The organism is Escherichia sp. Marseille-Q3837 (assembly GCF_916618735.1).
Taxonomy (GTDB): domain Bacteria; phylum Pseudomonadota; class Gammaproteobacteria; order Enterobacterales; family Enterobacteriaceae; genus Escherichia; species Escherichia ruysiae.
On record NZ_CAKAKC010000001.1, the window covers coordinates 448,756 to 474,065 of the forward strand.

General features: G+C 50.5%; 30 protein-coding genes. 13 read left to right on the forward strand and 17 right to left on the reverse strand.

The annotated features are described in order from the left end of the window. Nucleotides 1-6 precede the first annotated feature (6 nt). Genes gspH through LG381_RS02210 form a run of 7 tightly spaced genes read left to right on the forward strand, consistent with a single transcriptional unit; the run spans nucleotide 7 to nucleotide 4,759 of the window. Nucleotides 7-516: a type II secretion system minor pseudopilin GspH gene (gene gspH / locus LG381_RS02180; protein ID WP_001076041.1), complete on the forward strand. Its 510-nt coding sequence runs from the start codon at nucleotides 7-9 to the stop codon at nucleotides 514-516. Further along, the gene (gspI, locus tag LG381_RS02185) at nucleotides 513-890 is read left to right on the forward strand and encodes a type II secretion system minor pseudopilin GspI (protein ID WP_001041751.1); all 378 of its coding nucleotides are present in this window, start codon (nucleotides 513-515) and stop codon (nucleotides 888-890) included. The genes gspH and gspI overlap by 4 nt, the downstream gene beginning before the upstream one ends. Then, a complete protein-coding gene (gspJ, locus tag LG381_RS02190) occupies nucleotides 883-1,461 on the forward strand; it encodes a type II secretion system minor pseudopilin GspJ (protein ID WP_225761965.1) in 579 nt (192 codons plus the stop codon). Before gspI ends, gspJ begins: the two co-directional genes overlap by 8 nt. Nucleotide 1,462: 1 nt before the next feature. Continuing rightward, the gene (gene gspK, locus LG381_RS02195) at nucleotides 1,463-2,446 is read left to right on the forward strand and encodes a type II secretion system minor pseudopilin GspK (RefSeq protein WP_225761966.1); all 984 of its coding nucleotides are present in this window, start codon (nucleotides 1,463-1,465) and stop codon (nucleotides 2,444-2,446) included. A 14-nt stretch (nucleotides 2,447-2,460) separates the two neighbouring features. After that, nucleotides 2,461-3,624: a type II secretion system protein GspL gene (gene gspL, locus LG381_RS02200; protein WP_105280489.1), complete on the forward strand. Its 1,164-nt coding sequence runs from the start codon at nucleotides 2,461-2,463 to the stop codon at nucleotides 3,622-3,624. After that, nucleotides 3,621-4,082, forward strand: coding sequence for a type II secretion system protein M (locus LG381_RS02205; protein WP_000594195.1), 462 nt, complete (start codon nucleotides 3,621-3,623; stop codon nucleotides 4,080-4,082). The genes gspL and LG381_RS02205 overlap by 4 nt, the downstream gene beginning before the upstream one ends. After that, on the forward strand, nucleotides 4,082-4,759 hold the full coding sequence (locus LG381_RS02210; RefSeq protein WP_225761967.1) for an A24 family peptidase: 678 nt from the start codon (nucleotides 4,082-4,084) through the stop codon (nucleotides 4,757-4,759). Before LG381_RS02205 ends, LG381_RS02210 begins: the two co-directional genes overlap by 1 nt. A gap of 28 nt (nucleotides 4,760-4,787) precedes the next feature. Here LG381_RS02210 and bfr read toward each other — a convergent pair whose 3' ends face one another. From bfr to fkpA, 12 genes are all read right to left on the reverse strand, one after another. Beyond that, entirely contained in the window at nucleotides 4,788-5,264 is a 477-nt protein-coding gene (gene bfr / locus LG381_RS02215; protein WP_000675504.1) for a bacterioferritin, read from the reverse strand. Nucleotides 5,265-5,336: 72 nt separating this feature from the next. After that, the gene (bfd, locus tag LG381_RS02220; RefSeq protein ID WP_000289085.1) at nucleotides 5,337-5,531 is read right to left on the reverse strand and encodes a bacterioferritin-associated ferredoxin; all 195 of its coding nucleotides are present in this window, start codon (nucleotides 5,529-5,531) and stop codon (nucleotides 5,337-5,339) included. A gap of 169 nt (nucleotides 5,532-5,700) precedes the next feature. Further along, nucleotides 5,701-8,400 (reverse strand): bifunctional chitinase/lysozyme, encoded by a 2,700-nt coding sequence (gene chiA, locus LG381_RS02225; protein WP_225761968.1) that lies wholly within the window; start codon nucleotides 8,398-8,400, stop codon nucleotides 5,701-5,703. A 300-nt stretch (nucleotides 8,401-8,700) separates the two neighbouring features. Beyond that, complete coding sequence (gene tuf / locus LG381_RS02230; protein ID WP_000031784.1) at nucleotides 8,701-9,885, reverse strand: elongation factor Tu; 1,185 nt, start codon at nucleotides 9,883-9,885, stop codon at nucleotides 8,701-8,703. A gap of 70 nt (nucleotides 9,886-9,955) precedes the next feature. Continuing rightward, a complete protein-coding gene (gene fusA / locus LG381_RS02235) occupies nucleotides 9,956-12,070 on the reverse strand; it encodes an elongation factor G (protein WP_000124700.1) in 2,115 nt (704 codons plus the stop codon). Nucleotides 12,071-12,166: 96 nt separating this feature from the next. Continuing rightward, complete coding sequence (gene rpsG / locus LG381_RS02240) at nucleotides 12,167-12,637, reverse strand: 30S ribosomal protein S7 (protein ID WP_001138043.1); 471 nt, start codon at nucleotides 12,635-12,637, stop codon at nucleotides 12,167-12,169. Between the two features lie 96 nt (nucleotides 12,638-12,733). After that, nucleotides 12,734-13,108: a 30S ribosomal protein S12 gene (gene rpsL, locus LG381_RS02245; RefSeq protein WP_000246815.1), complete on the reverse strand. Its 375-nt coding sequence runs from the start codon at nucleotides 13,106-13,108 to the stop codon at nucleotides 12,734-12,736. A 125-nt stretch (nucleotides 13,109-13,233) separates the two neighbouring features. Further along, entirely contained in the window at nucleotides 13,234-13,521 is a 288-nt protein-coding gene (gene tusB, locus LG381_RS02250) for a sulfurtransferase complex subunit TusB (RefSeq protein ID WP_000903390.1), read from the reverse strand. Nucleotides 13,522-13,528: 7 nt separating this feature from the next. Beyond that, nucleotides 13,529-13,888: a sulfurtransferase complex subunit TusC gene (gene tusC / locus LG381_RS02255; protein ID WP_032226629.1), complete on the reverse strand. Its 360-nt coding sequence runs from the start codon at nucleotides 13,886-13,888 to the stop codon at nucleotides 13,529-13,531. Continuing rightward, complete coding sequence (gene tusD, locus LG381_RS02260) at nucleotides 13,888-14,274, reverse strand: sulfurtransferase complex subunit TusD (RefSeq protein ID WP_001209695.1); 387 nt, start codon at nucleotides 14,272-14,274, stop codon at nucleotides 13,888-13,890. The genes tusC and tusD overlap by 1 nt, the downstream gene beginning before the upstream one ends. Beyond that, on the reverse strand, nucleotides 14,274-14,996 hold the full coding sequence (locus LG381_RS02265) for a transcriptional regulator (protein ID WP_010348315.1): 723 nt from the start codon (nucleotides 14,994-14,996) through the stop codon (nucleotides 14,274-14,276). Before LG381_RS02265 ends, tusD begins: the two co-directional genes overlap by 1 nt. Nucleotides 14,997-15,163: 167 nt before the next feature. Next, entirely contained in the window at nucleotides 15,164-15,976 is an 813-nt protein-coding gene (fkpA, locus tag LG381_RS02270) for an FKBP-type peptidyl-prolyl cis-trans isomerase (RefSeq protein ID WP_000838278.1), read from the reverse strand. A 219-nt stretch (nucleotides 15,977-16,195) separates the two neighbouring features. On the opposite strand from fkpA, the gene LG381_RS02275 reads away from it, so the two are divergent. Further along, nucleotides 16,196-16,414 (forward strand): protein SlyX, encoded by a 219-nt coding sequence (locus LG381_RS02275; protein WP_001153620.1) that lies wholly within the window; start codon nucleotides 16,196-16,198, stop codon nucleotides 16,412-16,414. 48 nt (nucleotides 16,415-16,462) lie between these two features. Here the strand turns inward: LG381_RS02275 and slyD are convergent, their stop codons facing one another. The 4 genes from slyD to kefG form a co-directional block, all read right to left on the reverse strand. Then, a complete protein-coding gene (slyD, locus tag LG381_RS02280) occupies nucleotides 16,463-17,053 on the reverse strand; it encodes a peptidylprolyl isomerase (protein ID WP_000861334.1) in 591 nt (196 codons plus the stop codon). Nucleotides 17,054-17,147: 94 nt separating this feature from the next. After that, entirely contained in the window at nucleotides 17,148-17,348 is a 201-nt protein-coding gene (locus tag LG381_RS02285; protein ID WP_001007730.1) for a YheV family putative zinc ribbon protein, read from the reverse strand. A gap of 9 nt (nucleotides 17,349-17,357) precedes the next feature. Beyond that, nucleotides 17,358-19,163, reverse strand: coding sequence for a glutathione-regulated potassium-efflux system protein KefB (gene kefB, locus LG381_RS02290; protein WP_000399133.1), 1,806 nt, complete (start codon nucleotides 19,161-19,163; stop codon nucleotides 17,358-17,360). Further along, a complete protein-coding gene (kefG, locus tag LG381_RS02295; protein ID WP_001411441.1) occupies nucleotides 19,163-19,714 on the reverse strand; it encodes a glutathione-regulated potassium-efflux system ancillary protein KefG in 552 nt (183 codons plus the stop codon). The genes kefB and kefG overlap by 1 nt, the downstream gene beginning before the upstream one ends. Before the next feature lie 130 nt (nucleotides 19,715-19,844). Between kefG and LG381_RS02300 the strand changes: the two genes are divergently transcribed. Genes LG381_RS02300 through LG381_RS02315 form a run of 4 tightly spaced genes read left to right on the forward strand, consistent with a single transcriptional unit; the run spans nucleotide 19,845 to nucleotide 23,915 of the window. Then, complete coding sequence (locus tag LG381_RS02300) at nucleotides 19,845-21,758, forward strand: ABC transporter ATP-binding protein (RefSeq protein ID WP_105280494.1); 1,914 nt, start codon at nucleotides 19,845-19,847, stop codon at nucleotides 21,756-21,758. Then, nucleotides 21,758-22,780 (forward strand): hydrolase, encoded by a 1,023-nt coding sequence (locus LG381_RS02305; protein ID WP_225761969.1) that lies wholly within the window; start codon nucleotides 21,758-21,760, stop codon nucleotides 22,778-22,780. The genes LG381_RS02300 and LG381_RS02305 overlap by 1 nt, the downstream gene beginning before the upstream one ends. After that, complete coding sequence (locus tag LG381_RS02310; RefSeq protein ID WP_000907080.1) at nucleotides 22,774-22,992, forward strand: YheU family protein; 219 nt, start codon at nucleotides 22,774-22,776, stop codon at nucleotides 22,990-22,992. The genes LG381_RS02305 and LG381_RS02310 overlap by 7 nt, the downstream gene beginning before the upstream one ends. A 53-nt stretch (nucleotides 22,993-23,045) precedes the next feature. Next, entirely contained in the window at nucleotides 23,046-23,915 is an 870-nt protein-coding gene (locus LG381_RS02315; protein WP_222680799.1) for a phosphoribulokinase, read from the forward strand. A gap of 54 nt (nucleotides 23,916-23,969) precedes the next feature. Here LG381_RS02315 and LG381_RS02320 read toward each other — a convergent pair whose 3' ends face one another. Next, the gene (locus LG381_RS02320; protein ID WP_225761970.1) at nucleotides 23,970-24,374 is read right to left on the reverse strand and encodes an OsmC family protein; all 405 of its coding nucleotides are present in this window, start codon (nucleotides 24,372-24,374) and stop codon (nucleotides 23,970-23,972) included. Nucleotides 24,375-24,675: 301 nt separating this feature from the next. Between LG381_RS02320 and crp the strand changes: the two genes are divergently transcribed. After that, nucleotides 24,676-25,308 carry a cAMP-activated global transcriptional regulator CRP gene (gene crp, locus LG381_RS02325; RefSeq protein ID WP_000242755.1) on the forward strand — a complete coding sequence of 211 codons (633 nt, stop codon included), beginning with the start codon at nucleotides 24,676-24,678 and terminating at the stop codon, nucleotides 25,306-25,308. The last annotated feature ends 2 nt before the right edge of the window (nucleotides 25,309-25,310 follow it).

Here is a 25,310-nt window from a genome sequence, read left to right on the forward strand (position 1 = left end):
TCAGCGATGAATCAGCAACGCGGGTTTACCCTGCTGGAAATGATGCTGGTGCTGGCGCTGGTCGCTATCACGGCAAGCGTGGTGCTCTTCACATATGGTCGGGAAGATACCGCCAGCACCCGTGCGCGCGAAACAGCAGCGCAATTTACCGCTGCGCTTGAACTGGCCGTCGACCGCGCCACGCTTCACGGGCAGCCGGTCGGTATCCATTTCTCTGATTCAGGCTGGCGTCTTATGGCACCAACCAGAAATTCGTCAAGTTGGCTCTGGATCCCGCTCAAAGAGGATGCGGATGACGATAGCGAAAATCACTGGAGTGATGAAATTGCGATTCACACCCAGCCATTTAAATCGGATGACAGCAGCCAACCGCAGGTGGTGATTCTGGCCGATGGGCAAATCACCCCATTCTCCATATTGATTGCTAACCAGGAGACCGGTGAGCCACTCCTGACACTGGTATGCTCAGGGACATGGCCACTGGATCAAACGCTTGCCAGAGATACCCGGCCATGAACAAACAATCAGGGATGACATTACTTGAAGTCTTACTGGCGATGAGCATTTTCACCACAGTTGCTTTGACCTTAATGAGCAGTATGCAAGGGCAAAGAAATGCCATCGAGCGGATGCGTAACGAGACGCTGGCGTTGTGGATAGCGGATAACCAACTTCAGTTGCAAGATACATTCGACGAGGAAAACACGTCCAGTTCTGGCAAAGAGATAATAAATGGCGAAGAGTGGAACTGGCGCAGCGATATCCACTCAAGCAAAGATGGTACGCTTCTGGAACGCACCATAACCGTTACATTACCCAGCGGTCAGACAACCTCTCTTACGCGTTATCAAAATATCGATAATAAATCCGGGCAGGCGCAAGATGATTAATCGCCAGCAGGGTTTCACATTGCTGGAAGTCATGGCGGCGCTGGCGATTTTCTCAATGCTTAGCGTGCTGGCGTTTATGATTTTTTCGCAAGCTTCCGAGTTGCATCAACGCTCACAGAAAGAAATCCAGCAGTTCAATCAGCTTCAGCGCGCCATCACCATTCTTGATAACGATCTCCTGCAACTTGTCATTCGCCGGAATCGGGGAACGGACAAAAGCATAGTTTTGGGTGAAGAGGCCATTTTCACCACGCAGAGTCGCGATCCACAGGCTCCTCTCAATGAAGCGCAAACCTTACAAACAGTTCACTGGTATCTACGAAATCATACGCTCTACCGCGCGGTTCGTACCTCTGTCGATAGCATGAAGGATCAACCCGCCCAGGCAATGCTGGAAAATGTCGAAGGCTTCCTTCTGGAAAGTAACAGCGGGGAAAGCGAGGAGCTTCCCCTCTCCGTCACTCTTCATCTGAATACCCCGCAGTATGGCGCGTTACAGCGTCGTTTTGCTTTGCCGGAGCTATTAACAAGAGAAGAGTCTCCGCAGCAAAACCAGGCCAGGGGCGAATAACATGAATATTGAACAACGTGGCGTCGCGCTGCTCATCGTACTCATGTTACTGGCGCTCATGTCCGCTCTGGCTGCGGATATGACACTGAGTTTTCACAACCAGCTTCAGCGAACCCGCCAGGTAAACCATCATTTGCAACGGCAATATGATATTGAACTGGCGGAGAAACTTGCGCTTGCCAGCCTCACCCAGGACGTTAAAGATAACGACAGACAAACCACGTTGCAGCAGTACTGGGCACAACCGCAACAGTTGCAGCTGGAAAATGGCAATACAGTGAAGTGGCAGTTACGCGATGCCCAGCACTGTTTTAATCTCAATGCGTTAGCAAAAATCTCTGACGACCCGCTGGCTTCCCCTGATTTCCCCGCCCAGGTATTCAGTGCGCTGCTGATTAACGCCGGTATCGATCGCGGAAACACCGATGAGATCGTGCAATCAATCGCTGACTATATCGACGCTGATGATTCACCACGCTTTCACGGCGCAGAAGATAACTTTTACCAAAGCCAGACGCCGCCCCGGCATAGTGCCAATCAGATGCTTTTTCTGACTGGTGAACTCCGTCAGATAAAAGGAATAACCGAGAACGCCTACCAGCGAATTATTCCTTATGTCTGCGTCCTCCCAACCACTGAACTCAACATTAATCTTAATATGTTAACTGAGAATGATATCCCGTTATTAAGAGCATTATTTCTCAACAATATCACGGACGCGGACGCACAGGTCTTATTACAAAAGCGACCAAAGGAAGGCTGGTTAACCACAGATGCATTTCTCTACTGGGCACAGCAGGATTTCTCCGGCGTGAAGCCCTTGGTTTCTCAGGTGAAAGAACATCTCTTTCCCTATAGCCGCTATTTTACGCTGAATACGGAAAGTATCAGCGACGAGCAATCCCAAGGATGGCAGAGCCATATTTTCTTCAACCGTAAACAGCAGAGCGCCCAAATCTATCGGCGTACGCTGCAACTCTATTAATCATAAGGATCGTGATGCCTGAATCGTTGATGGTAATACGTTCTTCCTCGACGCTACGTAAGCAATGGGAGTGGATGACATACTCCGCAGATAGCGTATCTTCAGTACATACGCTCACAGACGATCTTCCGCTGGAGTCGCTGGCCGATCAGCCCGGTGCAGGAAATGTTCATCTTCTGATCCCACCGGAAGGTCTTTTATATCGTTCACTCACGTTGCCCAACGCCAAATACAAACTCACCGCGCAAACATTACAGTGGCTGGCGGAGGAGACGTTACCCGACGCCAGCCAAAACTGGCACTGGACGGTTGTTGATAAACAAAATGACCGAGTGGAAGTGATAGGTATCCAGTCGGAAAAACTCAGTCGTTATCTTGACCGTTTACACACTGCCGGACTAAACGTGACGCGGGTTTTGCCAGATGGTTGTTACCTTCCCTGGAAAGAAGGCTCCTGGACTCTGGTTAACCAGCAAACGAGCTGGCTGATTCGCAGTGCTGCACATGCCTTCAACGAGCTTGATGAACGCTGGTTACAGCATCTTGCCACCCAGTTTTCTCCTGAAAATGTCATCTGTTTTGGCACAGCGGCTCCAGATATCGTGCCGGTCGATTCGCTTATCCAACATGCAGAATCTCCAGCATTACGTTTTTATTCTGCCAATCATTCTCTCCAGCACTACGACATGCTGCATGGTGTTTTTCGCAAACAGAAAACTGTCAGCAGATCGGGAAAATGGCTCGCCAGGCTGGCAGTAAGCAGTCTCATTTTTGCCATTCTCTCTTTTGCTGGTAGTCGGGGAATCGTACTCTGGCAGACGCTTGGGATTGAAGACCAGCTTCAGCAACAACAGCAGGAAACCTGGCAACAATATTTCCCGCAGATCAAACGAACGCACAACTTTCGTTTTTACTTCAAGCAGCAACTCGCCCAGCAATATCCTGAAGCGGTGCCATTGCTCCATCATTTGCAAACACTCTTACTGGAACATCCTGAACTGCAATTAATGGAAGCCAATTACAGTCAGAAGCAAAAATCACTGATTTTGAAAATAAGTTCGAAAAACGAAGGCAATATTGATCGTTTCTGTGAGTTAACACAGTCCTGGCTTCCGATGGAAAAAACAGAAAAAGATCCGGTCAGTGGTGTATGGACAGTAAGGAGTACAGGGAAATGATTAAATTATGGTGGACTGAAAAATCCCCATCGGAAAAACAAATTATTATAGGGCTGGCGATTCTCTCGCTCTGCGTTTTCTGCTGGCTTGCGGTAATAAAACCTATCGATAACTACATTGCGGATCATCAATCCCGCATACAAAAAATTAAAAAGGATATTAAATGGATGCAAGACCAGGCGAGTGCACATGGATTACTTGACCATCCCACGCTCAGGCAACCGGTCAAAAATATCCTTCTTGAGGAAGCAAAGCGTGAGAATTTAGCTATTACGCTAGAGAATGGCCCGGACGATACGCTGACAATTCATCCTGCCACATTCCCCCTCGAAAACGTCTCCCGCTGGCTGACTACGGCACAGATAACATACGGTATTGTTATTGAGGATCTTCAATTTACCCTTGCCGGAAACGAAGAGATCACCCTCAAGCATTTATCCTTCAGAGGGCAACAATAATGACAATGCTACTGCCGCTCTTCATTCTGGCTGGCTTTATTGCTGGTTACCTGGTGAATGCCGTGGCCTATCACCTCTCGCCTTTGGAGGATAAAACGGCGTTAACTTTTCGCCAGGTTTTGGTTCATTTCAGGCAAAAAAAATATGTCTGGCATGACACGTTGCCTATGGCACTTTGCGTGGTTGCGGCAATCGCCTGCGCCCTGGCACCTTTCATGCCGATCGTGACTGGCGCACTCTTTCTCTACTTCTGCTTTGCAATCACGCTCAGTGTTATTGATTTTCGTACCCAGCTCCTGCCCGACAAACTCACCTTGCCACTGCTCTGGCTTGGCTTGTTATTTAATGCGCAGTCTGGATTAGTTGATTTACATGATGCGATTTACGGCGCGGTAGCTGGATATGGGGTACTGTGGTGTGTTTTCTGGGGGGTGTGGTTTGTATGCCACAAAGAGGGATTAGGTTACGGTGATTTCAAGCTACTGGCCGCAGCAGGGGCGTGGTGTGGTTGGCAAACGCTACCAATGATATTACTTATTGCCTCGCTGGGAGGCATTTTTTACGCCATCGCATCACAACTGTGGCAGCGTCAGACCATCACCACAATTGCATTCGGCCCGTGGCTTGCGCTCGGTAGTATGATAAACCTGACGTATCTGGTCTGGATCTCTTATTAACCGGGAGGAATGTCCCTCCCGACATGGCTTAGCCTTCTTCACGAATCTGTGCTTGCAAATAATTTTGCAGGCCCATTTTCTGAATCAAATCAAGTTCCGTTTCCAGCCAGTCAATATGGCCTTCTTCATCACGCAGAATTTCTATCATCATATCGCGGCTGACGTAATCATGAACGCTATCGGCATAACCAATTGCCTCGCGTAAATTCTTCGCGCCATCCAGCTCAAGTGCCAGATCAGAACGCAGCATTTCCTCAACATCTTCACCAATGTTTAGTTTTCCCAGATCCTGTAAATTTGGAAGACCTTCCAGAAAAAGAATGCGCTCTATATAACGATCGGCGTGTTTCATCTCATCAATGGATTCATGGTACTCCACATCATTGAGACGTTTGAGCCCCCAGTTTTTAAACATCCGGGCATGGAGAAAGTACTGATTGATTGCGACAAGCTCATTTCCCAACAGTTTGTTGAGATAATTTATAACTTTAGTATCACCTTTCATTTTTTGACTCCTTCGCTTCCACTCTTTGAAGCGTAGAACGGCTTACGAGTAAGTCAAAAAACACACTCCGTTTTATGCGGACTCCTTAAACTCCGGCAGCTGCATTAATTCATCCTCCATCACCTCACGTGCGGCTCTGACACATTTACCGCACTGGTTTCCAACCGGAATAAATTTTTTTAATTGCTGGAACGAGTGGGGAGAAAACTGGCGCACAGCCTGACGAATTTTTTTATCACTGATACCATTACAAAGACAAACGTACATAGAGACTCCCGTATACTTTCTTCAAAAATAAATGAAAATAGTTCTTATTTCAATTACGAAAAGACTCTTTTTTAATCAAAAAATAGAAATATGAATAAAAATAATGGGCTACAAAAATGTAGCCCATTGACAAAAAATGCGGCGATACCAGAAAGTATCGCCAGCAAATTTACTGCTTAGTAAACGGCGCGAAGATCGCACTGAATGCGTACTTCGGAGCTTGTTCTTTAGTCAGACCGTGGAATTCCGGAGACAGGTTAGTGCCGCCCGGCAGATCACGCGCGATTGACCAGATACCCACCATGCCGAGGTTGCGAGTTTGCGCATCCTGCATGACCAGACGAGCATCAGAGAGATAGAAAACTTCACCCTGAACGTCGTTCACGCCAACCATCGGCGTGGTGCCCATCATGGCGTCAATTTCTGCATCGCTCTTGTTGGGATGGAGGCCTTTCAATTGTGAATGCAGATTGGCAATCGCCGACGTTGCACACTTACCGTGGATGTTCTGGCCTTCGGTATTTGCAGACTGACAAATTGCGTTACCGTAGTCCATCGTCATCACGTTCACACCCGCCAGCTCAACACCTTTCGCTTTGGCATCGCTCAGGACGTTCATCCCTTCCGGCGTCAAGCCAGTCGGCAGAATTGGCAAGGTGTACCAGATAGCAATATCTTTGCCTTCTGACTTCCATTTATCCTGCACCTTCTTCACGGCAAGGTTACGACGTTCAATAGATGCCTGATCCGCAACCCAGGTGCCTTCGATATCGAAGTCCAGGACTCTGAGATTCAGGTTATCAACGATGTCATAATAATGCTGCATCAGATCGTCAACGTTCTTACAGGAAGCCGCCAGCGGAGCGTTATTAGCACCACCGATAGACAGCATCACATCGCCGCCTGCTTCACGCAGAGCTTTAATTTTGCTGTACTGAGCGTAATTCTGCATACCGTAAGCAGTACCCCATGTCGGCAGACAGGTGTTCGCATCTTTACTCACCACAAACGCCAGCGTGAAGTGGTTGACGTTATGATTCTTAGCCAGCGCAGCCAGATCCGGGATTGTATTCAGCGTAAAGTCGACATACGGTGCATATACGTGTTTCGGCCACGCTTTCTTCGGCGTACCTACGCGCTCTTTGGTTCCGGTCCAGTCAACAAAGACACGCCACGGGTTGCTGTCAGATGGTGAAACCTTCTGCACTTTACTTTGAGAAATATAGTTCACGCCATTGAAGCGAATCAGCGTATCGCTGGCATAAAGCGTCGCTGGATTAAACTCTGGCGCATTTTTCAGCTCGTCGCTGCTATAGCTCTGTGCTTTACCCAATGGCTTCCACGGGCGGCTATTGCTACCGGTGGCGTTCTGGTTCGCAACCAGCGCAGGGTTATCATTTTGTGTCCAGAACAAGGCTTCATATGCCTGACCATCAACCACCACACGATCGCCTTTCACGTAGACTGTCGATGCAGACCACGCTTTTGCCGATTCGTATTTCTTCCACGGGTTATCGCCGCCAGGAACAAAGCCCCACGCGTCCTGATCCACTGACGTTTTATAATGCGCATCGTTATAATCTACAATGCTGTTCGCACTGTACGCTTTACTGGCCTGGAAGCCATCTGCAACGATAACGCCGCCGTTATCAATTTCACAGGTAGTCGGGTTACCGTACTGACTCATTTCCGCAGCGGTAGCTGTACGCACGAGACGCCATGGGTTATTGGAGTTCTCAGCGCTGGTGCCACGCGGGCAATCTTTAGAACCAACCCACCAGGCATTCTGATAGACATTACCATTGAAGATAACATGGTAAATTTCGCTACCTTCCTGACCACTCCATGCCTGTAATGAGTAATCGTTACTGCTATCCGCTGGTGTTGATGGCTCGTTGTTATCCGGAGTTGGGGTAACCGGAGTATCTGGTGTTACCGGCGCCGGATCAACCGGAGTCACAGCACCACCATTGTCCGGCTTAACAGAGCAGGAGCCTGGATTGCCATACTGAGTGATTTCTGTTGCCGTTGCCGCACGAACATAGCGCCATGGATTGCTGGCGTCGTTTTCTTTCGCATCGCCTGGGCAATTTGCCGCGCCTACCCACCAGGCGTTCTTATAAATGCCGCCGTTGTAGATAACGTACCATGTAGAAGAACCTTCCTGACCTTTCCAGGCTACGACAGCATAGTTGTCGTTTGACTTATCAGCTGGGGCTGGCTGAACATCAGGAGCCGGTTTAACGTCCGGTGCTGGTTTCACATCCGGTGCAGGCTGTGATGCTGAAGTACAGGACTGTGGATTACTGGTTTGCGTGATTTCCGTTGCCGTAGCGGCACGGACATAACGCCATGGATTGCTGGCATCATTGCCTTTCGCATCGCCCGGACAGTTAGAAGAAGCTACCCACCAGGCATTTTTATATACCGCGCCATTAAAGACGACATACCAGGTCTGACCGCCCTGCTGTTTATTCCAGGCAACAACAGATGAATTTGATGGAACAGTACCTTGTGCTGGTGTAGTTGAACCACCATTAGTTGGCGTATTGGATGCAGGCGTATTTGAAGTTGAAGAAGATGAGCTACTGCTCTTTTCGCAGGAAAGCGTATTGCCAAACTGGCTAATTTCAGCAGCCGTTGCCGTACGCTTTAAACGCCACGGGTTAGTTGCATCATTTGCTTTCGCTTTACCGGGGCAATTTGTAGAAGAAACCCACCAGGCATTTTCATAAACCTTACCATCGAAAATAACCTGATATTTACTTCCACCTTGTTGGTTATTCCATGCTTCCAAAGCAAATGCTGGTAAAGAGGAGCAAATCAACCCCATACCAATCATTGATTTGGTAAATGTATTTAATTTCATTATTATCCCTTTTGACGTATTAAAAAATACTTCAAGACATTAAGTCCTTCAATGAAATTATTTACTTTTTAATGGAACGCTTCAACATAGAATAAAACAAAGAAATAAAAATCAGAAAAAAGCCTGAATAAATAAAGTTTTATTAAATTTAATATATTTGCATTAAAAATATGTGTATCTGGTAATATTTATGAATTAGATATTTAGCACAGATAAAATTACGAATATTCGCGTCCCAGCTTTCATATGCAAAAAGGGCGCCGAAGCGCCCTTTTCAATTCAAAACTAATTAACGAGTAATTAGCTCAGAACTTTAGCTACAACGCCCGCGCCAACGGTACGGCCGCCTTCACGGATTGCGAAACGCAGACCGTCGTCCATCGCGATCGGGTGGATCAGGGTAACAACCATTTTGATGTTGTCGCCCGGCATTACCATCTCTACGCCTTCCGGCAGTTCGATAGTACCAGTCACGTCAGTAGTACGGAAGTAGAACTGCGGACGGTAGCCTTTGAAGAACGGAGTATGACGGCCGCCTTCATCTTTGGACAGAATGTACACTTCAGATTCGAACTTGGTGTGCGGCTTGATGGTGCCCGGCTTAGCCAGTACCTGACCACGTTCGATTTCTTCACGTTTGATACCACGCAGCAGAACACCTACGTTCTCACCAGCACGGCCTTCGTCCAGCAGTTTGCGGAACATTTCAACGCCAGTACAGGTAGACTTCTGAGTCTCTTTGATACCAACGATTTCAACTTCTTCACCAACTTTGATGATACCGCGTTCTACACGACCGGTAACAACAGTACCACGACCGGAGATGGAGAATACGTCTTCGATCGGCAGCAGGAACGGCTTGTCAATCGCACGCTCTGGTTCCGGAATGTAAGAATCCAGGAAGCCAGCCAGTTCCAGGATTTTCGCTTCCCACTCTGCGTCGCCTTCCAGCGCTTTCAGAGCAGAACCACGAACGATCGGAGTGTCGTCGCCCGGGAAGTCGTACTGAGACAGAAGTTCACGAACTTCCATTTCAACCAGTTCCAGCAGCTCTTCGTCATCAACCATGTCACATTTGTTCAGGAACACGATGATGTACGGAACGCCTACCTGACGACCCAGCAGGATGTGCTCACGAGTCTGCGGCATCGGGCCGTCAGTCGCAGCAACTACCAGGATCGCGCCGTCCATCTGAGCAGCACCGGTGATCATGTTTTTAACATAGTCGGCGTGCCCCGGGCAGTCTACGTGTGCGTAGTGACGGGTCGGGGTGTCGTATTCAACGTGAGAAGTGTTGATGGTGATACCACGAGCTTTTTCTTCCGGCGCGTTATCGATCTGGTCGAATGCACGAGCAGCACCGCCGTAGGTTTTAGCCAGTACGGTGGTGATTGCAGCGGTCAGAGTAGTTTTACCGTGGTCAACGTGGCCGATAGTACCAACGTTAACGTGCGGTTTTGTACGTTCAAATTTTTCTTTAGACACGGCTATATTCCTTACTATAGTGCTCTCCCCTTCAGGAGAGAGCACGGGACTTTGGTATTAACCCTGAGGCTTATTTACCACGGGCTTCAATTACGGCCTGAGCAACGTTACTCGGCGCTTCATCATACTTCAGGAATTCCATAGTGTATGATGCGCGACCTTTGGTCAGAGAACGCAGCTGAGTTGCATATCCGAACATTTCAGACAGCGGTACTTCAGCGTGGATCTTAACGCCAGTAACTTCAGATTCCTGACCTTTGAGCATACCACGACGACGGCTCAAGTCACCGATAACGTCACCGGTGTTCTCTTCCGGAGTTTCTACTTCAACCTTCATGATCGGCTCAAGCAGAACTGGTTTCGCTTTCTTAAAGCCTTCTTTAAAGGCGATAGAAGCAGCCAGTTTAAACGCCAGTTCAGAGGAGTCAACGTCATGGTAAGAACCGAAGTGCAGACGAATACCCATGTCTACTACCGGGTAGCCTGCCAGCGGACCTGCTTTCAGCTGTTCCTGGATACCTTTATCAACGGCCGGGATGTATTCGCCAGGGATTACACCACCTTTAATGTCGTTGATGAACTCGTAGCCTTTCGGGTTAGAACCCGGCTCCAGCGGGTACATGTCGATAACAACATGACCATACTGACCACGACCACCAGACTGTTTCGCGTGTTTACCTTCAACATCGGTAACTTTCTGGCGGATAGTTTCACGGTAAGCAACCTGCGGTTTACCTACGTTCGCTTCAACGTTGAATTCACGCTTCATACGGTCAACGATGATGTCGAGGTGCAGCTCACCCATACCCGCGATGATGGTCTGGTTAGATTCTTCGTCAGTCCATACACGGAAAGACGGGTCTTCTTTAGCCAGACGGCCCAGAGCCAGACCCATTTTTTCCTGGTCAGCTTTGGTTTTCGGTTCAACTGCGATGGAGATTACCGGCTCAGGGAATTCCATACGTTCCAGAATGATCGGCGCATCCGGGTCACACAGGGTGTCACCAGTAGTTACGTCTTTCAGACCGATTGCAGCAGCGATGTCGCCCGCGCGAACTTCTTTGATCTCTTCACGTTTGTTAGCGTGCATCTGAACGATACGACCGAAACGCTCACGTGCAGCTTTCACGGAGTTCAGTACGGTATCACCAGAGTTAACCACACCGGAGTACACACGGAAGAAGGTCAGGTTACCAACAAACGGGTCGGTAGCGATTTTGAACGCCAGTGCAGAGAACGGCTCGTCATCACTTGCGTGACGCTCAGCCGGAGTGTCTTTACCGTCGTCCAGGATACCGTTGATCGCAGGTACGTCAACCGGGGATGGCAGGTAATCAATTACCGCATCCAGCATCGCCTGAACACCTTTGTTCTTGAACGCGGAACCACAGGTTACCAGGATGATTTCGTTGTTCAGAACGCGCTGACGCAGAGCACCTTTGATTTCTGCTTCAGTCAGTTCTTCACCACCCAGGTATTTTTCCATCAGCTCTTCAGAAGCTTCAGCTGCGGATTCGATCAGGTTCTGGTGCCATTCGTTAGCCAGTTCAACCATGTCTGCCGGGATATCTTCGTATTCGAAGGTTACGCCCTGGTCAGCGTCGTTCCAGTTGATAGCTTTCATTTTCACCAGGTCAACAACACCGGTGAAATGTTCTTCAGCACCAATCGCCAGCTGCAGCGGAACCGGGTTCGCGCCCAGACGGGTTTTGATCTGGTTAACAACTTTCAGGAAGTTCGCACCCATGCGGTCCATTTTGTTAACGAACGCAATGCGCGGAACTTTATATTTGTTTGCCTGACGCCATACGGTTTCAGACTGCGGCTGAACACCACCAACTGCGCAGTAAACCATTACCGCACCATCGAGAACACGCATGGAACGTTCTACTTCGATTGTGAAGTCAACGTGCCCCGGGGTGTCGATGATGTTGATGCGATGCGGCTCATACTGCTTAGCCATACCAGACCAGAATGCAGTAGTCGCAGCGGAAGTGATGGTAATACCACGTTCCTGCTCCTGCTCCATCCAGTCCATGGTTGCAGCGCCGTCATGAACTTCACCGATTTTATGGTTTACACCGGTGTAGAACAGAATACGTTCGGTAGTAGTGGTTTTACCGGCGTCGATGTGCGCACTGATACCGATGTTACGGTAGCGTGCGATGGGTGTTGTACGAGCCATTTGTTTCCTCGTTTATCTTTTAGGCGTTCAATTTAAGTAGCCCAAAGCGGGCTGCTTACTGGAAGCGCCCGCCTGGTGACTAAAACTCCGAAGGGATTACCAACGGTAGTGTGCGAACGCCTTGTTGGCTTCGGCCATACGGTGAACGTCTTCACGTTTCTTAACTGCAGTACCTTTGTTTTCTGCAGCATCGGAAAGTTCGTTCGCCAGGCGCAGAGCCATGGATTTATCACCGCGTTTACGAGCAGCTTCAACGATCCAACGCATTGCCAGAGCATTACGACGAACCGGACGGACTTCAACTGGTACCTGATAAGTAGAACCACCAACGCGGCGAGACTTAACTTCGACAGTCGGGCGCACGTTTTCGAGAGCTACTTCGAATGCTTCCAGTTCAGATTTACCAGAACGCTGAGCCAGGGTCTCCAGCGCGCTGTATACGATAGATTCGGCAGTAGATTTTTTACCATCTACCATCAGGATATTTACAAATTTAGCCAGCAGTTCTGATCCGAACTTCGGATCCGGCAGAATTTTACGCTGACCAATGACGCGACGACGTGGCATGGAAATACTCCGTTGTTAATTCAGGATTGTCCAAAACTCTACGAGTTTAGTTTGACATTTAAGTTAAAACGTTTGGCCTTACTTAACGGAGAACCATTAAGCCTTAGGACGCTTCACGCCATACTTGGAACGAGCCTGCTTACGGTCTTTAACGCCGGAGCAGTCAAGCGCACCACGTACGGTGTGGTAACGAACACCCGGGAGGTCTTTAACACGACCGCCACGGATCAGGATCACGGAGTGCTCCTGCAGGTTGTGACCTTCACCACCGATGTAGGAAGTCACTTCGAAACCGTTAGTCAGACGAACACGGCATACTTTACGCAGTGCGGAGTTCGGTTTTTTAGGAGTGGTAGTATATACACGAGTACATACGCCACGTTTTTGCGGGCATGCTTCCAGCGCAGGCACGTTGCTTTTCGCAACTTTGCGAGCACGTGGTTTGCGTACCAGCTGGTTAACTGTTGCCATTAAATAGCTCCTGGTTTTAGCTTTTGCTTCGTAAACACGTAATAAAACGTCCTCACACAATATGAGGACGCCGAATTTTAGGGCGATGCCGAAAAGGTGTCAAGAAATATACAACGATCCCACCGTTACCAGGCGACCTGGCTGGTGTGCTTAACCGTAAGTCTGACGAAATCAGTATAGTCAATGGGAGTGATATCGTTCGAAATTCGACCAACCAAACCACGAGCGATGAGGTCTTCGTTCAGGGCATAGACCTTAATGGGGGCATTACGCAAACTTTCAAGGTAGCGGTTACCATCAGCTGCGGCAGTTACGCCATCCTGCAATAACAGCAGTTCATCCCCCTCGCTGAGCAGACGCAGCAGCGCAGGAAAATCCGTCAGCCAGGGTGAGCGATGTAATGTATGCAGCATGTAAGCCTCAAAATCTCAAAATAACATCGTAGTTGCCGAGTTCCCGACGTAATGCTTCTGCTTCGAGCGGAGTGACGTCGACAACAAAGGGTGTCTGCGGATCTAACCCACGTTCACGTAGTGAAGCCGCACAAACCCAGCACTGTTCAATATCATACAGCCCCAGCAGTTTAAAGGTTGCGATATAATCACGCGCCAGCACCGCATCGGGCTTTTGCCCAGGCAGAAGCTGAAAAACGCCATCGGCAATAAAGAAGACGGCGAGCTCGTCAGTTAATGCGGAAGTCGCCAATAAAGCATCTAATCCTTCACGGCCAGCAGCTGTACCATGAGGTGCAGTAGAAAAAACAAACGCAATTCGTTTCATCAGAACTGTACCACCCTGTCGCAAGTCAGCGAGGCTTCAGCCAGAGCGCCAAGACCACTTAATGTAAAGCCCGGCTGGAGATTTACAGATGCCAGACCGAGTCTTCCAGCTTCAGTTTCATCGACGATACCGCGACGTAATGCTGCCGCCACGCAAATGTTCAGCGCCACACCATGTTGTGTATTCAGTTGTTGCCAGCCACGCACAAGGTCAAATTCATCGCTTGCCGGTGAGGTCAATTGGTTAGCGTTATAGACCCCTTCACGATAGAAAAAGACGCTGCTTAACTCATGGCCTTCTGCTATCAGCGCCTGTGCAAACTGAAAAGCACTACTCGCCTGTTGCGTACCGTATGCTGGCCCGGTTACCACGATGGCAAAACGCATTACTTCTCTTGCCCCTGGAAATCACCGCTCTTGAACTGACGGATATAGAGATAAACAGTGTGCTTGGAGATGTTCAGACGATCTGCAACCTGGTTGATCGCGTCTTTAATATCGAAGATCCCTTTCTCGTAGAGATTCAGCACGATCTGACGATTTTTGGCGTTATTGGCAACATTGCGATCGGCATTCACTTCTTCGATGGTGAACTCCAGCGTTTGGGTAACCAGATCTTCAACAGAAGAGGCAAAGTTGACGCTTGAACCGACATCCGGGGTTTCTGGCGGCACAAAGGTACTCATGATCTGCGAGAAGGGAACATCAAGATTCATATTGATGCACAGCAGACCAATTACACGCTGTTCGCGGTTACGAATGGCGATAGTCAGGGACTTCATTAATACACCGCTTTTGGCGCGAGTAAAATAGCATTTAGAAACGCTGCTATCCGCCCCCGTCATATCGTGCAGCATACGCAGCGCCAGATCGGTAATCGGCGAACCAATCTTCCGGCCTGTATGTTCACCGTTGGCAATACGAATGGCTGAACATTTCAAATCCTGCAAAGAGTGCAAAACGATTTCACAGTGGGAGCCAATGAGCATCGCTAACCCGTCCACCACAGCTTCGTAGGATTTCAGAATATCAAAATCGGTCTGGTCGAAAGGACGTTGATCCAGTAAATCCAACTCACTGGTTTCATTGGTTAAAAGCGACCTGGACATGAAAAAAAACACTCCTTTTCAGGAGCCTGTCGTTAACTTTTCAGGGCAGGCTCATTAATGATGCGGGTAACTAAATTAATACAGCGGAGGTTCCGCTTTCCAGCACTAATTATATCCGGCCTGTAATAAAAAAAACCGCCGCCTGGTCAGGCGGCGGTTCTTAATGCTTATTTTTTAGCAGAATCTGCGGCTTTCGCATCGGCTTCTGGCTTCGCATCAGCCTTCGGCGCTGGTTTCACATCCAGCAACTCTACGTCAAATACCAGAGTAGAGTTTGGTGGGATCCCCGGAACACCCGCTTTACCGTAAGCCAACTCTGGTGGAATAACCAATTTGATCTTGCCACCTTTCTTGATGTTCTTCAGGCCTTCGGTCCAGCCGGGGATAACGCCGTCCAGACGGAAAGAGAGCGGTTCACCACGGGTGTAAGAGTTATCGAACTCTTTACCGTCGATCAGCGTACCCTTGTAGTTCACTACAACAGTATCGCTGTCTTTCGGTGCTTCACCTTTACCGGCTTCTACTACCTGATAAACCAGGCCAGTCGAAGAGGTTTTCACACCTTTCTCTTTAGCAAATTTCTCGCGGTACTCTTTGCCTTTAGCTTCGTTATCAGCCGCGTCTTTTTCCATCTTCGCCTGAGCAGAAGACTTCACGCGAGCTTCGAATGCTTGCAGAGTCTGTTCGATCTCTTGATCGGAAAGTTTGCTCTTATCGGCAAACGCATCCTGGACACCGGCGATCAGCTGATCTTTATCCAGCTTAATGCCCAACTTTTCTTGTTCTTGCAGAGAATTTTCCATGTAACGACCCAGCGAAGCACCCAGTGCGTAAGCTGATTTCTGATCGTCATTTTTGAACGCTGCTTTGCTGTCAGCAGTTGTGGCAGGTTTCGCCGCTTCGGCAGCAAAAGTAATTGGTGTATGCAGGGCAACGGCCATTGTGGTCGCCAGCAGCGTTACTTTAAACAGTGATTTCATCCATATCTCCAGGCTCGGGGCATCTCACCCCAGGGTTAACTATTATCAGAAGGGTACTATAAAGCGTTGTCGGATAAATCTACATACAGACACGCCCTATTATCATCTATTTTCAGACTCTTTTTGTTTAAATTAGTTTCGATGTCACGAAATGAGTGCTGTCTCTGGCAGCAAAGTTAAGTAGAATCCGCAGCGATCATTCGACCAAAGAGGTGAACCATGCAGGATTTATCGATGGAAGCACGCCTGGCAGAGCTGGAGAGCCGACTGGCTTTTCAGGAAATCACCATTGAAGAACTGAACGTCACGGTGACCGCTCATGAAATGGAGATGGCAAAACTGCGCGATCATCTGCGTCTGCTTACTGAGAAGTTAAAAGCCAGCCAGCCGTCGAACATCGCGTCGCAGGCTGAAGAAACGCCACCGCCACATTACTGAGGCGAAAAAAAAGCGGGTAATTCCCGCTTTTTTGATACCGTTACGGTATTAGTGGCAACCGCAACCGCCGTTACCTTTACCACCACAGCAGCCTTCGCCACCGTGTTCATGACCGTGATCGTGGCCATGGCCACCGCAGCAACCGTCATGGTCGTGATCGTGGTGATGATCGTGCGCGCCATGAACGTGACCATGAGCCAGTTCTTCTTCAGTCGCTTCGCGAATCGCCACAACTTCAACGTTGAATTTCAGGTTCTGACCCGCCAGCATGTGGTTACCATCAACCACGACGTGATCGTCTTCAACAGCAGTGATCTCAACCGGCACCGGGCCCTGGTCGGTTTCAGCCAGGAAACGCATACCTACCTGCAGTTCATCAACGCCCATAAATACGTCTTTAGGAACGCGCTGCACCAGGTTTTCGTCGTACTGGCCGTAAGCGTCGTTCGCGCCAACAGCTACATCAAATTTGTCGCCAACTTCATGACCTTCCAGCGCCGTTTCCAGGCCAGAGATCAGGGAACCGTGACCATGCAGGTAGTCCAGCGGCGCACTCACCGGAGACTCATCAACCAACACACCGTCTTCTGTACGTACCTGATAGGCCAGGCTGACCACCAGGTCTTTTGCTACTTTCATGATATCTCCTGAGCATGGGAAGAATAGTGGCGCAGATTGTATCGGAATTCTGCTGCCGTGTACTCACTAGCTTAAAAAAACTCGGCGCATATCGCTAGTCCGGATGAAAAATCCCAATCACTTGCTCATCTTTGCGAACGTGATCGCGGGCTTCTTTATCGGCTTCACGCATCTGATGCCCACACTTAACACATTCAACAATATCAATATTATTTTCGCGCCACATCGCCATTGAGTCTTGCGCCTGACAGGCTGGACATTTCGCGCCAGCAATAAAACGTTTTCGGATTGCCATCTTCGCCCTCTACTCAAATTCATCCCAGCCATCCATTTGGCGTCGTTCTTGTTGCATTTCACGCTGGAAAATCTCTTCCAGTTCGCGTCGGGCTTCCCTGGCGCGAGAAATTTGTACGGTATCAGCGTGCATCGGGATAAGTTCCCGCAGCATTCGCATATCCAGGCGACGAAAATGCAGTTGCGCCCGCTGCGCCTGGTGTGGATGCATACCTAGCGACACTAACGTCTTGCGCCCCAGCTCTAACGCACTGGAGAATGTTTCACGGGAAAACTGTGTCACCCCTGCTTGTAATAACTCATGTGCTTCGACACGTCCGCGCGCTCGCGCAAGAATATGCAAATGCGGGAAGTGCTGCTGGCATATTTCCACCAGCTTCATGGTGTCTTCCGGCTCGTTACAGGTAATGACGATAGACTCAGCGGCCTCTGCACCCGCAGAACGTAAAAGATCTACCTGCGTAGCGTCGCCGTAATAAACTTTGTAGCCATATTTGCGCATCAGGTTCACGGCGCTGATGTCCCGCTCCAGCACGGTAATGCGCATTTTATTCGCCATCAGTAAACGACCAATCACCTGACCAAAACGCCCAAAGCCCACGACAATGACCTGCGGTTTATCATCGTTGACCCACGGTTTTTCATCTTCTTCTTCCGTTCCGTTAAACTGGCGGGATAGCCATTTATCCACCAGCTTCATCAGCAGCGGCGTGGTCATCATGGAAAGCGTGACCGTCACCAGTAACAGCGCCATCTGGTCGCCCTGGAATAAGCGTTGTGAAGAAGCGGTAGAAAAGAGCACAAAGGCAAATTCACCGCCCTGGCTCAGCACGCCAGCAAACTGCATCCGCTCAGAACTGCGCACGCCATACAGGCGCGCTAACAGATACAGCACAAGAATTTTCACCGCCACCAGCACGACCACGCTTATCACTACCCACAACAGATGGGTATAAAGCACCCCGAGGTTTAGCGACATCCCGACGGAGATAAAAAATAGCCCGAGCAGTAAGCCTTTAAACGGATCGATAGCCGTTTCCAGTTCATGGCGATATTCACTTTCCGCCAGCAGCACGCCCGCAATAAACGTACCGAGCGCCATCGACAGCCCCAGCGCATCCATAAACAATGCGGAACCCAGCACCAGCAGCAGCGTCGCGGCGGTGAACACTTCCCGCACGCCAGAAGCTGCAATAAAACGGAATACCGGGCGCAGTAAATAGCGCCCACCAATCAACATACCGACAAATGCCAGCACCTTCATGCCGATCTTCATCCAGTCGAAATGTTCGTCTGCCGAACCCGCCAACAATGGCACTAACGCCAGCGCCGGGATCACCGCCAGATCCTGAAATAGCAGAACCGAAAACCCGAGCTGCCCGGATTCGCTTCGATTCATCCCTTTCTCACGCATCAGTTGCAACGCCATTGCGGTTGAAGACATCGCCAGACCAATGCCACCTACCACCGCCGCCTGCCAGGCGAAATCCGTCAGCATCAATAATCCCGCCAGCAACGCCGCGCTTAACAGTACCTGTGCCGCGCCTACGCCAAAAATCGAGCGTCGCAATTGCCAAAGCTTGGAGGGATTCAACTCCAGCCCAATGATAAACATCAGGAACACCACGCCGAGTTCCGAAAAGTGGAGGATCTCATCGACGTCGCTAATAAACCCAAGCCCCCATGGGCCAATCGCAATCCCTGCCAGCAAATATCCCAACACAGCGCCAATACCCAGCCGCGATGCCAGCGGCACCGCAGCCACCGCCGCGAAGAGAAACAGCACTCCCGCGAGTAAAAAATCGGAACCTTCCATCAGCGGCCTCCTGGGGGCAGTGGATTTGCCAGCCAGTCGCCGTAGGCTCTGGCGTGACTCGCCAGCTCCTGTGCGCTTTGCCGTCTCGCCCAGTAAATAATAATGGGGCTTAACCAATGCATCCGGCACATGCCCGCCGCCAGTTCAAAGGGGCGCAGAACATCGCTCATCGGGTAGCGATTCAACGCGTCATAACGGTAAGCACTTTCCGGCTCGCCAGTGGTGATCACGCTACGCCAGTACTTTCCCGCCAGTTGGTTTCCCCCCGGCCCGCTGGCAAAACCACGGCTTAATACCCGGTCCAGCCACTCTTTCAGTAGCGCCGGGCAGCTATAGGTATAAAGAGGATGCTGAAAGACAATCACCTCGTGCTCGCGCAGTAATGCCTGCTCACGGGGGATATCAATAAAAAAATCGGGATAGTGCGCGTAAAGGTCGTGCACGGTAACATTGCTGAGCTGCGTGGCCGGTTTAAGCAGTACCCGGTTTGCCACCGAGTCCTGAGATTCCGGATGGGCATACAGCAGCAAAACTTTCGCTGGCTGAGACATCATCCCCCTCCCGGTATGGTTTTTGTGTATAGTCGCTGTTTTGGGCTACCATTGCGCCCGGTGCGGCAGCTCGCCCATACATTACATTATCATAATGATAAGTTAACATAGTCTGAACATACGGCGCCTTATGATTGTTTTCTCCTCGTTACAAATTCGTCGCGGCGTGCGCGTCCTGCTGGATAATGCCACCGCCACCATCAACCCTGGGCAGAAAGTCGGCCTGGTGGGTAAAAACGGCTGTGGTAAATCTACCCTGCTGGCATTGCTGAAAAATGAAATCAGCGCCGACGGCGGCAGCTACACCTTTCCTGGTAACTGGCAACTGGCGTGGGTGAATCAGGAAACGCCGGCGCTACCGCAACCTGCGCTGGAATATGTCATTGATGGCGACCGCGAATATCGCCAACTGGAAGCGCAGCTGCACGACGCCAACGAACGTAACGACGGGCACGCCATCGCCACCATTCATGGCAAGCTGGATGCTATCGACGCGTGGAGTATTCGCTCCCGCGCCGCCAGCCTGCTGCACGGCCTCGGTTTCAGCAACGAACAACTGGAGCGCCCGGTGAGTGATTTCTCCGGTGGCTGGCGTATGCGTCTTAACCTCGCCCAGGCGCTGATTTGCCGTTCAGACTTGCTGCTGCTCGACGAACCGACTAACCACCTCGATCTCGATGCCGTTATCTGGCTGGAAAAATGGTTAAAGAGCTATCAGGGCACGCTGATCCTGATCTCTCACGACCGCGACTTCCTCGATCCGATCGTCGATAAAATTATTCATATCGAACAGCAAAGCATGTTCGAGTACACCGGTAACTACAGCTCGTTTGAAGTGCAGCGCGCCACCCGCCTGGCGCAGCAACAGGCGATGTACGAAAGCCAACAAGAACGTGTAGCGCATCTGCAAAGCTATATCGACCGTTTCCGTGCCAAAGCCACTAAAGCGAAGCAGGCACAGAGCCGCATTAAGATGCTTGAGCGCATGGAGCTGATTGCCCCCGCGCACGTCGATAACCCGTTCCGCTTTAGCTTCCGCGCGCCGGAAAGCCTGCCTAATCCGTTGTTGAAGATGGAAAAAGTCAGTGCGGGCTATGGCGATCGCATTATTCTCGACTCGATAAAACTGAATCTGGTGCCGGGTTCGCGCATTGGTCTGTTAGGCCGAAACGGCGCGGGTAAATCGACATTAATCAAACTGTTAGCCGGTGAACTTGCGCCAGTCAGCGGAGAAATTGGCCTGGCGAAAGGGATCAAACTCGGCTACTTCGCCCAGCATCAACTGGAATACCTGCGCGCTGACGAATCGCCTATTCAGCATCTGGCGCGTTTAGCACCGCAGGAACTGGAGCAAAAACTGCGTGACTATCTCGGCGGTTTTGGTTTCCAGGGCGATAAAGTGACGGAAGAAACGCGCCGCTTCTCCGGTGGCGAAAAAGCGCGCCTGGTGCTGGCTTTAATTGTCTGGCAGCGCCCGAATCTGCTGCTGCTCGACGAACCAACCAACCACCTTGACCTCGACATGCGCCAGGCACTCACCGAAGCATTGATCGAGTTTGAAGGCGCGCTGGTTGTCGTCTCGCACGACCGTCATTTGCTGCGTTCCACCACTGACGATCTCTACCTGGTTCACGATCGTAAAGTCGAACCGTTCGACGGCGATCTGGAAGATTATCAACAGTGGTTGAGCGACGTACAAAAGCAGGAAAACCAGACCGACGAAGCGCCAAAAGAGAACGCGAACAGCGCCCAGGCACGTAAAGATCAAAAGCGTCGGGAAGCAGAGTTGCGTGCGCAAACCCAGCCGCTGCGTAAAGAGATCGCCCGTCTGGAAAAAGAGATGGAGAAGCTGAACGCGCAACTGGCGCAGGCGGAAGAGAAACTTGGCGACAGCGAGCTGTATGACCAGAGCCGTAAAGCAGAACTGACCGCCTGCCTGCAACAACAAGCCAGCGCCAAATCCGGGCTGGAAGAGTGCGAAATGGCGTGGCTGGAAGCCCAGGAGCAACTGGAACAGATGCTCCTGGAAGGCCAAAGCAACTGATGGCGCAGATAACGACGACCGATGCCAATGTATTCAGCAGCAGTGCTGAATTTACCCCTATGCGCGGCTTTAGCAATTGTCATCTCCAAACCATGCTACCGCGTCTGTTTCGTCGTCAGGTGAAATTCATCCCGCACTGGCAGCGGCTGGAGTTGCCCGACGGCGACTTTGTCGATCTCGCGTGGAGTGAAGACCCCACACAAGCGAAGCATAAACCGCGTCTGGTGGTCTTCCACGGTCTCGAAGGCAGCCTCAATAGTCCTTATGCACATGGTCTGGTTGAGGCAGTGCAAAAGCGCGGCTGGCTGGGCGTGGTGATGCATTTTCGCGGGTGCAGCGGTGAACCAAACCGGATGCACCGCATTTACCATTCGGGCGAAACCGAAGATGCCAGTTGGTTTTTACGCTGGCTGCAACGCGAATTTGGTCATGCGCCAACGGCTGCCGTCGGCTATTCGCTCGGCGGTAATATGCTGGCCTGTTTGCTGGCCAAAGAAGGCAATGACCTCCCGATTGATGCGGCGGCGATTGTCTCTGCACCGTTTATGCTGGAAGCCTGTAGTTATCACATGGATAAAGGCTTCTCCCGCGTTTATCAGCGTTACTTGCTGAACTTGTTAAAAGCCAATGCTGCGCGCAAACTGGCGGCCTACCCCGGAACGCTGCCGATTAATCTCGCACAGTTGAAATCGGTACGCCGCATCCGCGAATTTGACGATCTGATCACCGCCAAAATTCACGGCTACGCCGACGCTATCGACTATTATCGTCAGTGTAGCGCCATGCCGATGCTCAATCGGATCGCCAAACCCACGCTGATTATTCACGCCAAAGACGATCCGTTTATGGATCATCAGGTGATCCCGAAACCGGAAAATCTCCCACCACAGGTGGAGTATCAACTGACGGAACATGGCGGTCATGTTGGCTTTATTGGCGGTACATTACTTCATCCGCAAATGTGGCTGGAGTCACGCATTCCTGACTGGTTATCAACGTATCTGGAGGCGAAATCATGTTGATTCCGTGGCAAGACATCTCCCCCGAAACGCTGGAAAATTTAATTGAAAGCTTTGTGTTACGTGAAGGCACCGATTATGGTGAACATGAGCGTACACTTGAACAGAAAGTCGCCGACGTCAAACGCCAGCTACAGTGCGGAGAAGCGGTGCTGGTATGGTCGGAGCTGCACGAAACGGTCAATATCATGCCGCGCAGTCAGTTTCGCGAATAACCTGCAACCGTCGGCGGACGAGATAATAATGATAGCTAAGTCATGGAGTTACTATGTCTGCCAAACATCCGGTCATTGCGGTAACAGGATCCAGCGGCGCGGGAACCACCACTACCAGCCTCGCGTTTCGAAAAATCTTCGCGCAGTTAAATCTGCGCTCAGCCGAGGTAGAAGGCGACAGTTTTCACCGTTACACCCGCCCGGAAATGGACATGGCGATCCGCAAAGCGCGCGACGCCGGGCGGCATATCAGTTACTTCGGCCCCGAAGCTAACGACTTCGGCCTGCTGGAACAAACCTTCATTGAATACGGCCTGAGCGGCAAAGGGAAATCTCGCAAATATCTGCATACCTACGACGAAGCCGTACCGTGGAATCAGGTGCCAGGTACGTTTACCCCGTGGCAGGCGCTGCCAGAACCCACCGATGTGCTGTTTTATGAAGGTTTGCACGGCGGCGTGGTCACACCACAACATAACGTCGCGCAGCATGTGGATTTACTGGTTGGTGTAGTGCCTATCGTTAACCTGGAGTGGATTCAAAAACTCATTCGCGATACCGGCGAGCGCGGGCACTCGCGAGAAGCGGTGATGGACTCGGTAGTTCGCTCAATGGAAGACTATATCAACTACATCACACCGCAGTTTTCTCGCACCCACATTAACTTCCAGCGCGTCCCCACCGTTGACACCTCAAACCCCTTCGCCGCAAAAGGCATCCCATCGCTGGATGAAAGCTTTGTGGTAATCCATTTTCGAAATCTGGAAGGAATCGATTTCCCCTGGCTGTTGGCGATGCTGCAAGGCTCGTTCATTTCCCACATCAATACATTAGTGGTGCCGGGCGGCAAAATGGGTCTGGCAATGGAGTTAATTATGCTGCCGCTGGTGCAACGACTGATGGAAGGGAAGAAAATCGAGTAACTCTGCTATTAAGCCGGATAAAATACTCTCCGGCTTCACAACGGGATAGTTAAATCACGCGGCAACCACTTCATACGAGTGAGTAATATTTACCGCTTTTTCCAGCATCAACGCGACTGAGCAATACTTCTCGGCTGAGAGATCAACCGCACGCGCAACCGCTGCATCCTTCAGGTTGCGACCGGTGACGATAAAATGCAGATTAATGTGCGTAAACAGGCGTGGTGCCTCTTCGCGGCGTTCAGAGGTCAATTTTACTTCACAATCGACCACATCCTGACGCCCTTTTTGCAGGATAGAAACCACATCAATGGCGCTGCAACCACCCGCCGCCATCAACACCATTTCCATCGGACTTGGCGCTTTATCGCCTGAGTTGCCGTCCATTAAAATCTGGTGACCAGAGGCGGATTCGCCCAGAAAGGTTAACCCTTCGACCCACTTCACACGCGCTTGCATAATCGAAACTCCATTGCGTCAATTTTCCTGACAGAGTACGCGTACTGACCAAATCGCGCAACGGAAGGCGACCTGGGTCATGCTGAAGCGAGACACCAGGAGACACAACGCGAAAGCTATGCTAAAACAGTCAGGATGCTACAGTAATACATTGATGTACTGCATGTATGTAAAGGACGTCACATTACCGTGCAGTTCAGTTGATAGCCCCTTCCCAGGTAGCGGGAAGCACATTTCGGCAATCCAGAGACAGCGGCGTTTTCTGGCTCTGGAGAAAGCTTATAACAGAGGATAACCGCGCATGGTGCTTGGCAAACCGCAAACAGACCCGACTCTCGAATGGTTCTTGTCTCATTGCCACATTCATAAGTACCCATCCAAGAGCACGCTTATTCACCAGGGTGAAAAAGCGGAAACGCTGTACTACATCGTTAAAGGCTCTGTGGCAGTGCTGATCAAAGACGAGGAGGGTAAAGAAATGATCCTCTCTTATCTGAATCAGGGTGATTTTATTGGCGAATTGGGCCTGTTTGAAGAAGGCCAGGAACGTAGCGCATGGGTACGTGCGAAAACCGCCTGTGAAGTGGCTGAAATTTCCTACAAAAAATTCCGCCAATTAATTCAGGTAAACCCGGATATTCTGATGCGTCTCTCCGCACAGATGGCACGTCGCCTGCAAGTCACTTCAGAGAAAGTGGGCAACCTGGCATTCCTCGATGTAACAGGCCGCATTGCACAGACTCTGCTGAACCTGGCAAAACAACCGGATGCCATGACTCACCCGGACGGTATGCAAATCAAAATTACCCGTCAGGAAATCGGTCAGATTGTCGGCTGTTCTCGTGAAACCGTGGGGCGCATTCTGAAGATGCTGGAAGATCAGAACCTGATCTCCGCACACGGTAAAACCATCGTCGTTTACGGCACTCGTTAATC